This is a genomic window from Clostridium sp., from assembly GCF_032552055.1.
Lineage (GTDB): Bacteria > Bacillota > Clostridia > Clostridiales > Clostridiaceae > Clostridium.
In genome coordinates this window covers 1-8,650 of the sequence record NZ_JAWGSV010000129.1, presented here as the reverse complement: position 1 = coordinate 8,650, position 8,650 = coordinate 1, and the positions used below count along the sequence as shown (strand labels likewise).

Sequence of the window (8,650 nt, the reverse complement as noted above, 5' to 3'; positions counted from 1 at the left end):
GTTATTAATTAATATTAATTTGAAGGCAGGTGTTAGTTTTGAAATCATTAGAACTAAAAAAAGATATTCATTGGGTCGGAGCTCTTGACCCAAATTTAAGAATTTTTGATATTATTATGTATACACCTTATGGTACAAGCTATAACTCATACGTCATAAAGGGAAGTAAAAAAACAGCTGTATTTGAAACAGTTAAGGTTGAATTCTTCGATCAATATATAGAAAGATTAAAAGATTTAGATGTAGATATAACGAAAATTGATTATATTGTTGTAGATCATACTGAACCAGATCACGCTGGATCAGTGGCTAAGTTGTTAGAAATTTCACCAACTGCTAAAGTTGTTGGTTCTGCTCCTGCAATTAAGTTTATGAAACAAATTGCAAATAGAGATTTTGAATCTATTACTGTTGGTGATGGAGATACAATTAGTTTAGGAAATAAAACTCTTGAATTTATATCTGCTCCATTCTTACACTGGCCAGATTCTATATACACATATATTCCAGAAGATGATGTTTTAATTACATGTGACTCATTTGGCTCACACTATTCTTCTGAAGCTATTTTAAATAGTAATGTAGAAAGTAAAGAAAACTATATGGAAGCATTAAAATACTACTTTGATTGTATTTTCGGACCATATAAAAATTATGTATTAAAAGCAATTAAAAAGATTGAAAATTTAGATATTGATATGATTTTACCTGGTCATGGTCCAGTTTTAGTTGAAAATCCATGGGAAGTTGTTGAGTACTATAGAACTTGGAGTACTCCTAAAGAATCTCCTACTGATGGTAAGAAGTTTGTTACAATCCCATACGTTTCAGCTTATGGATATACAGAATCATTAGCTAAGGAAATAGCAAGAGGTATTGAAGCTGCTGGTAACATAGAAGTTAGATTATTCAACGTAATTCATCATGAAATCAGTGATATAGTTAATAGTATTGGTGAGTCTGAAGGTTTACTATGTGGTTCACCTACAATAGTTGGAGACTTGTTAGAACCTATCCGTGATGTTTTATCTAAGCTTAATCCTATAGTTCATGGTGGAAAACTATGTGCTGCTTTTGGTTCCTATGGATGGAGTGGTGAAGCTATTCCTAGAATTGAAACAAGATTAAAAGAATTGAATATGAAATCATACGGTCCAAGCTTAAAGATAAACTTTAAACCATCTGATAATGAATTAAATGAAGCTTTTGAATATGGTTTAGGATTTGGTGAAGTTTTACTAGGTACAAAAGAGCCTATTAAGGAAGAATCTAAAACTGAAGCAGCTTCACCTTCTACTAGTGGTGGATTAAAACTATGGAAATGTGTGATTTGTGGAGAAATATTCGAATCTGAAGAAGTTCCTGAAATTTGTCCAGTATGTGGTGCTGGTAGTGATCAATTTATTGAAATTAAGAGAGAAGTTACTACTTACTCTATAGATAAAGAAGAAACCTATGTAATTATAGGTAATGGTGCTGCTGGATTCTACGCTGCTAAAGCAATCAAAGAAAGAAATGCTAGTGCTATAATTAAATTAGTTTCTAATGAAGACACTCACTCTTATGTTAGAACTCAACTTTCAGATTTAATAACTGAAGAAATAACTGAATCATTCTATTTAGCTAGATCTAACTGGTATAAAGAGAATAATATTATAGAAATCTTAGATGCTAATGTTAATACTATAGATAAGAATACTAAGACTGTAAAATTAGACAATGGACATGGTATTCGTTATGATAAGTTAATCTTAGCAAATGGAAGTTACAACTTTGTTCCACCTACTAAGGTACTTATCGATGGCTCAGAAACTGAGATTAACTCCTGGACTTATAATAGTGTAAATGGAATCCATACTATTAAAAAGTTATGTGATGTTAATGCATTAAAAGAAGATTTAAGTGATTCTAAAAATGTTGTAATTATCGGTGGAGGATTACTTGGCTTAGAAGCTGCTTGGGAAGTTCAAAAACGTAATATAAATGTTACTGTTGTAGAATTAGCAGAAAGAATGCTTCCTCGTCAATTAGATAGTGATGGATCTGCATTATTTGAAAGTCTTGTTAATAAGACTCCTGTTAAGGTTCTTTTAGGTGAAGCAGTTGATTGTATTAATGCTGATTCTAATAGTGTTAAATCAGTAAAATTAAAGAGTGGTAAAGAAATTGAAGCTGATACTATAATCTTCTCAGTAGGGGTAAGATCTAACATCTTTATAGCTCAGCCTATAGGAATCAATTGTAATAGGGGTATTATTGTTGATGAATATATGAAGACAAACTCGAAAGATATCTTTGCTTGTGGTGATGTTGCTGAGTATGATGGAATTTATTATGGTAACTGGCCAGCTGCAATAGAAATGGGTAAAGTTGCAGGAGCTAATGCTACTGGAGATAAGATTAAATTTGAAAAATTCGTATCCTCAACAGTGTTCCAAGCTATGAATACTCAAGTATTCTCTGCAGGTACAGTTAACTTTGATGATCCTGCCTTAGAAAAAGTAGGTTATGTTGATAGCTTAAATAATAAATATGCTAAATTATTCTTTAGTAATAATATTCTTGTTGGTGGTATCTTAATTGGAGATATAAATTCTTCTGTTAAAATAGTTCAAGGTATTCAAAATAGGGAAAATAAATCTACTGTTTTAGCTAAAGGAACTATATAAAAGAGGCTGCTTGCAGCCTCTTTTCAATTAACAGTTTACAATTAATAATTAAGAGTTAAGGATGTAATTTGCTCCAAATTACTAAAATAATATTAGTTTTAATTATATTTTATTTAAAAGTCTCCTTTAGTTAGTAATAGATTATTTCATAAGGGCTTTAAACTAGATTTTCATTTTCTCTATTTATAATATTTTAAGATTAATAATTACAAATACTAAAAAGGGACTGTCTTATATCTAGACAATCCCTTTTCACTATTTATTTAAATTTATATTCTAAGCTTAATTACTTGCAGTTTTATTTAAATCTTCTTTGTTTAAATCTTCTTCGTAAGAGCTATCATCTCTTTCAGTTCTTCTATTACCTACAAATTTAAAATCTTCAGCCACTACTTCTGCAATATATTTTTTACTTCCATCTTTATCTTCATAGCTACCTGTTCTCAATCTTCCACTTAAGCTAATAAAGCTTCCTTTTCTCATATACTGGCATACTACTTCTGCCTTCCTTCCCCAAATGGTAACAGGTATTAAATCAGCCTTCCTTGTTCCATCTTGAGACTTAAAGTTTCTATCTACAGCAATAATAAATTTTGTAAAGACCTTATTGCTATCTTCAAGGCTTCTAAGTTCAGGGTCCCTTATTAATCTTCCTAATAATACAATTTTATTCATTACTTACACCTCCTGAATATTTCTTCTTTGATTATATCCAGTTAGGTATTTTCTATTCATATTTTATAAAATTTATTATTTTTTAACTCCTATCCTAAATACGGAATTAATCTCTGCCCCCAATATAAGAATTATTGACGTTATATATAACCATGTCATAAGAATAAATACTGCTCCTACACTTCCATATAACCTAGAATAATTGGCTATATTATTTATATAATATGAAAACCCTAAAGAAACAATTATCCACCCTAAGGTGCTCACTATTGCGCCAGGATAAACTTCTCTCCACGGAATTTTCTTTGTTGGTGTATATCTATAAATAGAAGCAAAAATTAATATCATCATAAATACTACTATAAGATATCTACTTATATTCCATATACTATTAATTACTTCCTTAAAAGGAACGATTTTAATTAATTGTTCTCCTATTATCTCTCCAAAAACTAGCATAGCCAAAGTAAGCATTATTATCAAAACTAAAGCAAGAGTAAATACAATACCTACAATAGCTCTTTTTATAAAAGTTCTTTTTTCTTTCATATTATATGCTTTATTTAAGCCTTTTATTACTGCTCTAAATCCTGAAGAAGCAGACCAAATCGTTAGAATTAAAGAAATCCCTAATAATCCAGCATTCTGTGTTTCTACAACCTCAACAACTGTTGTTTCAATTAATCCATACACACTAGTTGGTAAAATGGTGCTAAGCCCTCCTAATATTTCTGCTGCATTAAGCTTGCTAAACCCTACTATAGTTAATAGAAAAAGTAAAAATGGGAAAAATGATAGCATTAAGTAGTAAGCAAGTTGTGCTCCTAACGCAAAGATATCATCATTATTCACTTTTACTATAAAAAATACTATTTTATCTAAAAGAGACTTACTATTTATATTTTCATTATTCATTTAATCACCACATCTCTATTAATACACATTAATTACTATTATTATAATCTATATCATATTACTTTATCTATGATACTCATCTATTATATTTTTTATTAATATTTAACCACTTGTAAATCCCTCTTATTTCTATAAACTATGCAACAATTTATAATTATATCAAAATTCTTTCTAATTAATATCTATTATAGTATAATTTTTATAGATTAGTATGTATGAAAGGAGTTTTTATTATGAAATATACTTTAGAAAATAAAAATGTGCAAATTACTACAAGTACCTACGGCGGAGAACTTAATAGTCTTATAAGTAAAAAAGATAATTTAGAATTTTTATGGAACGGTGATGAGAAGTATTGGAAATATCACTCTCCTATACTTTTCCCAATTGTGGGTAAGGTGAAAAACGGAAGATACATAGCTGAAAATAAAGAGTATGAGCTTCCTCAACATGGACTTGCAAGAACTAAAGAATTTAAAATGATTGAGAAAGATGATAATCATGTAGTTTTTGAACTATTATGGTCAGAAGAAACTTTAAAAGTATATCCATATAAATTTTCATTAAAGCTTTCTTATGAACTTCTTGAAAATGGAGTAAAGGTTGGATATTATGTTAAGAACTTAGATGATAAGGATATTTATTTCTCAATAGGTGGTCATCCTGCTTTTATGTGTCCATTACTTGAAAATGAAAGCTTTGAAGATTATTACTTTGAGCTTAATAAAAAAGAAACTACTAACATAATGAATTTAAATTCTAATACAGGCTACTTCTCACGTACAGAATCTGAATTTTTAAAAGATGAAAGTATTATCAACCTTAATTTAGAATTGTTTAAGAGCGATGCCATAGTATTTAAGAATTTAAAATCTAATCTGATTACTCTTAAATCTAATAAAAATGATAGAGAATTATCTATGGACTTTACAGGATTCCCATATTTAGCAATATGGACTAAACCTACAGGAGCACCTTTTGTATGTCTTGAACCTTGGTATGGTCATGCAGACTTTGCTGATTTCAAAGGCGATATTACAGAAAAAGCTGCTATAGAAAAATTATCTATAGGAAGCGAATTTACATCAAGCTACAATTTATATATTAAATAGTAATAAAAGAATTAAAAAATTAAAGAATGAAGAGATGACTATAAAAATTTTTACAGATTTTTATAAGAGCATCTATAAATAGAAGAGGTTTTGCTATGCAAAACCTCTTCCTTCATTCTTTCATTTTTTCATTACCTTATTTTTTTTAATTTTAAAACTAAAGTTCCCATTCTGTAGGTAATATGCTCTTATATTTTATTGTTGAATATCTATCATCTATAAGAAGTATTCTCCCCTTATCCTCTTCAGTTCTAATTACTCTGCCAGCAGCTTGCATAATCTTATTAATACCTGGATAAATATATGCATAGTCAAATCCATTATCCTCGTAGTAATCTCTTATTATATCACCTTCAATTGATATTCTAGGAAATCCAACTCCTACTATAATACATCCAATTAGTCTCTTTCCTGGCAAATCTATTCCTTCAGAGAAAACTCCTCCAATTACACAGAAAGCTAATATATTACTATCCTCTTTAAAGTTATTAAGAAATTCAACTCTTTCCTCTTCTCTTAATACTTCCTTTTGACAAATAGTATTTTTATCGCCATAAAGCTCACAATATCTTGAATATAACTTATCTAAATATTGATATGATGGCAGAAATACCATATGGTTCCCTACTTCTTCTTCCTTAAATCTATTAATTAATTGACAAAGCTTATCTATATTATTATCTCTTTGGCTAAATCTCATATTAAGAGGATTACTATATACCTTTAAATTCTCCTTCTTAAAAGGTGATGGCAATTTCATTCTATAACTCTTATCATCTCCACCTAAAACATCAATATAATATTTTATTGGTGTTAATGTTGCCGAAAAAATTGTAGTTGAATGTGCCTCTTGAATAATCTTAGATAAATTTTTAGAGGGATTCACACAAAACAGCTTTACTTTAACATCATTTTTATTAAGTTCAACTAAAGTTACGTATTCTTTTTCAGAATATATTTCAGAAATAGCTATAAAAGATCTTATCTCAAAATATAAATCCCTTATTTCCTCATAACCTTCAGTGTTTACTGATTTCACTAAGTACTCATCACATTCACTAATAAAAATCCTTAAAAGTTTAGTTAAATCCTTATACTGCTCCTTTTTATAAATACTATTAACTTCTGCCTCTTGAAGTTCTTTTCTTAATTCTATAAGATACTTATTAATAGAATTAAGACATTTATATAAATTAGGCGCCTTACCCTTCACGGCTTTACTAGCACTTAATATTTTTTCTTTATATATTTCTGCACTATACATACTTCGAGATCTATCCACAAGGTTGTGTCCCTCATCCACAAGTAATATGTTTTTATCCACATCATCCTCAAAAAATCTTTTTAATTTTGCTCTTGGATCAAAGGCATAATTATAATCACATATTATTACGTCACACCACATACTTAAATCTAAAGACAATTCAAAAGGGCATAACACTTCTTTCCTTGCATAGTCTTCTATTATCTCCCTAGTAAAGTTATCCTCTTCTTTTAACATATTATAAATACTGTTATTAACTTTATCATAATAATTTAATGCATACTCACAATTTTCAGGATTGCAAATGGATTTTTCCTTAAAGCAAATCTTATCCTTTGCTGTCAAAGTAATATTTCTACAACCAAGCCCTTTATCTTTTAACCTATTAACAGCATCTTCAGCTACTGTTCTAGTAATAGTTTTTGCTGTTAAATATACTATTCTCTCTCCCCTATTTTCACCTAAAGCTTTAACCGCTGGAAAAATTGTCGATATAGTCTTGCCTATCCCAGTAGGTGCTTGAGCAAATAATACCGACTTTTCTCTTATTGTATTAAAACAAGCCTTTGCTAGCTCTCTTTGTCCTAATCTATACTTTTCAAAAGGAAACTTTAATGTTGTTATACTTTTATTTCTATCCTCTATCAAATTAGATTTTAAAATAACCCATTTTTTATATTCTTCAATAATTGAAAAGACATAATCCTTAAGTTCCTCGAAAGAAAATTTCTTATTAAAGCTCTTTACCTCTTCTGTCTCGATATTGAAATAACTTAACCTAACATTTATTTCACTCATACTATTTTGAAAGGCATAGATATAAGCATAAAACTTTGCTTGAGCCCAATGAAGTGGGTTATAATCTTCATCTATCAAAATAAGAGGCTTCATTGTGGATTTAATTTCTTCTATATAAACATTGTTATCTTCAATAATAATTCCATCAGCTCTACCATCAACAATTAAAGTAACTTCTTCTATTTTGAACTCTTCACTAAGCCTTACTTCTTTTTCATAGTTATCATATATCTTTTCATTATTACTTTGAAGCTTTTGATGTGCTATAGTACCTTCTACAGCCCTAGTACTTCCAACAAACCTATCATCTATGCTTCCTGTCCTTAAAATATATTCAATTATACCTCTAACAGATTCTTTAATTACTATCTTATTACTCATAAAACTCTTCCTTATAATTTTGCTTAACTATATTATAAGACTAATATTAAATTATACAAAATAAAAAGGAGCTATGTATATAAAGTTATATATTCCAAAGCTCCATCTTTTTAACTACTTAATTGAATTAATAGTATTGGATAAGTTATTAATGCTAGTAGTAAGACTTTCTAGCTTTCCTTCTATTCTAATTAATAGATATAGAGAAATGGCTATAGGAAATCCTATATTAGCTATTACTTCAACTATCTCATTCATAACATCACCCTCTAATTATATATGCAATAATAGAGACTTTTAAAAATTACTCTGAATGATATCCGTTAACCATTTTTTGAACTAATTTCTTTATTGCACTAGCTTGAGCAATTAAAGACATAACTATTACAAAAGTTCTTATACTATTTTCATCTGTCTCATTTAAATTTAACTCAGAAATTATACTATCTAATTTCTCTTCATCTACAACAGGTTTACTTAAAAAGTCCTTAAAACTTTCACTTTGAGTTTCAGAAAATATCTTATACGCCTTTTCCCAAGATATTATATCATCACTTCTATCATTAATCTCATTAAAGGCCAAGCTGAATACCTTCTTGATTTCTTCTGTAGTCAAAACTGGTCTCATATAACTTAATAAAACTAATTGAACTAGATGAATCTTAGTATAACCTCTTTTTTTACCGTCCTCAGGTTTACTAATTACTTCACTTTTAATATAATTTTGAACAATATTATTTGTATATTTATCTTCAACAAATTTATCATTTAAAAAATCTATAACTTGTGATAAAAAAAGATCATACTTCGGCAAATCATCATAGCCTACCATGTTC

At 28.8% G+C, this 8,650-nt stretch carries 7 protein-coding genes; 2 read left to right on the top strand and 5 right to left on the bottom strand.

Going from position 1 to position 8,650, the window contains the following annotated elements:
* Positions 1-38 precede the first annotated feature (38 nt).
* Positions 39-2,669, top strand: coding sequence for an FAD-dependent oxidoreductase (locus E6248_RS09740; protein WP_396335144.1), 2,631 nt, complete (start codon positions 39-41; stop codon positions 2,667-2,669).
* 282 nt (positions 2,670-2,951) lie between these two features.
* Here the strand turns inward: E6248_RS09740 and E6248_RS09735 are convergent, their stop codons facing one another.
* Entirely contained in the window at positions 2,952-3,344 is a 393-nt protein-coding gene (locus E6248_RS09735; protein WP_316340617.1) for a single-stranded DNA-binding protein, read from the bottom strand.
* A gap of 75 nt (positions 3,345-3,419) precedes the next feature.
* Complete coding sequence (locus tag E6248_RS09730) at positions 3,420-4,259, bottom strand: YihY/virulence factor BrkB family protein (RefSeq protein ID WP_316340616.1); 840 nt, start codon at positions 4,257-4,259, stop codon at positions 3,420-3,422.
* 233 nt (positions 4,260-4,492) lie between these two features.
* On the opposite strand from E6248_RS09730, the gene E6248_RS09725 reads away from it, so the two are divergent.
* Positions 4,493-5,371 carry an aldose 1-epimerase family protein gene (locus E6248_RS09725; RefSeq protein WP_316340615.1) on the top strand — a complete coding sequence of 293 codons (879 nt, stop codon included), beginning with the start codon at positions 4,493-4,495 and terminating at the stop codon, positions 5,369-5,371.
* A gap of 157 nt (positions 5,372-5,528) precedes the next feature.
* Here the strand turns inward: E6248_RS09725 and E6248_RS09720 are convergent, their stop codons facing one another.
* The 3 genes from E6248_RS09720 to E6248_RS09710 form a co-directional block, all read right to left on the bottom strand.
* Entirely contained in the window at positions 5,529-7,814 is a 2,286-nt protein-coding gene (locus tag E6248_RS09720; RefSeq protein WP_316340614.1) for an ATP-dependent DNA helicase, read from the bottom strand.
* Positions 7,815-7,928: 114 nt separating this feature from the next.
* A complete protein-coding gene (locus E6248_RS09715) occupies positions 7,929-8,072 on the bottom strand; it encodes a YvrJ family protein (RefSeq protein WP_316340613.1) in 144 nt (47 codons plus the stop codon).
* A gap of 46 nt (positions 8,073-8,118) precedes the next feature.
* Entirely contained in the window at positions 8,119-8,646 is a 528-nt protein-coding gene (locus E6248_RS09710) for a DUF1836 domain-containing protein (RefSeq protein ID WP_316340619.1), read from the bottom strand.
* Positions 8,647-8,650 lie beyond the last annotated feature (4 nt).

Coding starts and splice junctions, on each gene's coding strand:
- E6248_RS09735 (WP_316340617.1), bottom strand. CDS start 3,344: ATGAATAAAATTGTATTATTAGGAAGATTAATAAGGGACCCTGAACTT.
- E6248_RS09730 (WP_316340616.1), bottom strand. CDS start 4,259: ATGAATAATGAAAATATAAATAGTAAGTCTCTTTTAGATAAAATAGTA.
- E6248_RS09725 (WP_316340615.1), top strand. CDS start 4,493: ATGAAATATACTTTAGAAAATAAAAATGTGCAAATTACTACAAGTACC.
- E6248_RS09720 (WP_316340614.1), bottom strand. CDS start 7,814: ATGAGTAATAAGATAGTAATTAAAGAATCTGTTAGAGGTATAATTGAA.
- E6248_RS09715 (WP_316340613.1), bottom strand. CDS start 8,072: ATGAATGAGATAGTTGAAGTAATAGCTAATATAGGATTTCCTATAGCC.
- E6248_RS09710 (WP_316340619.1), bottom strand. CDS start 8,646: ATGGTAGGCTATGATGATTTGCCGAAGTATGATCTTTTTTTATCACAA.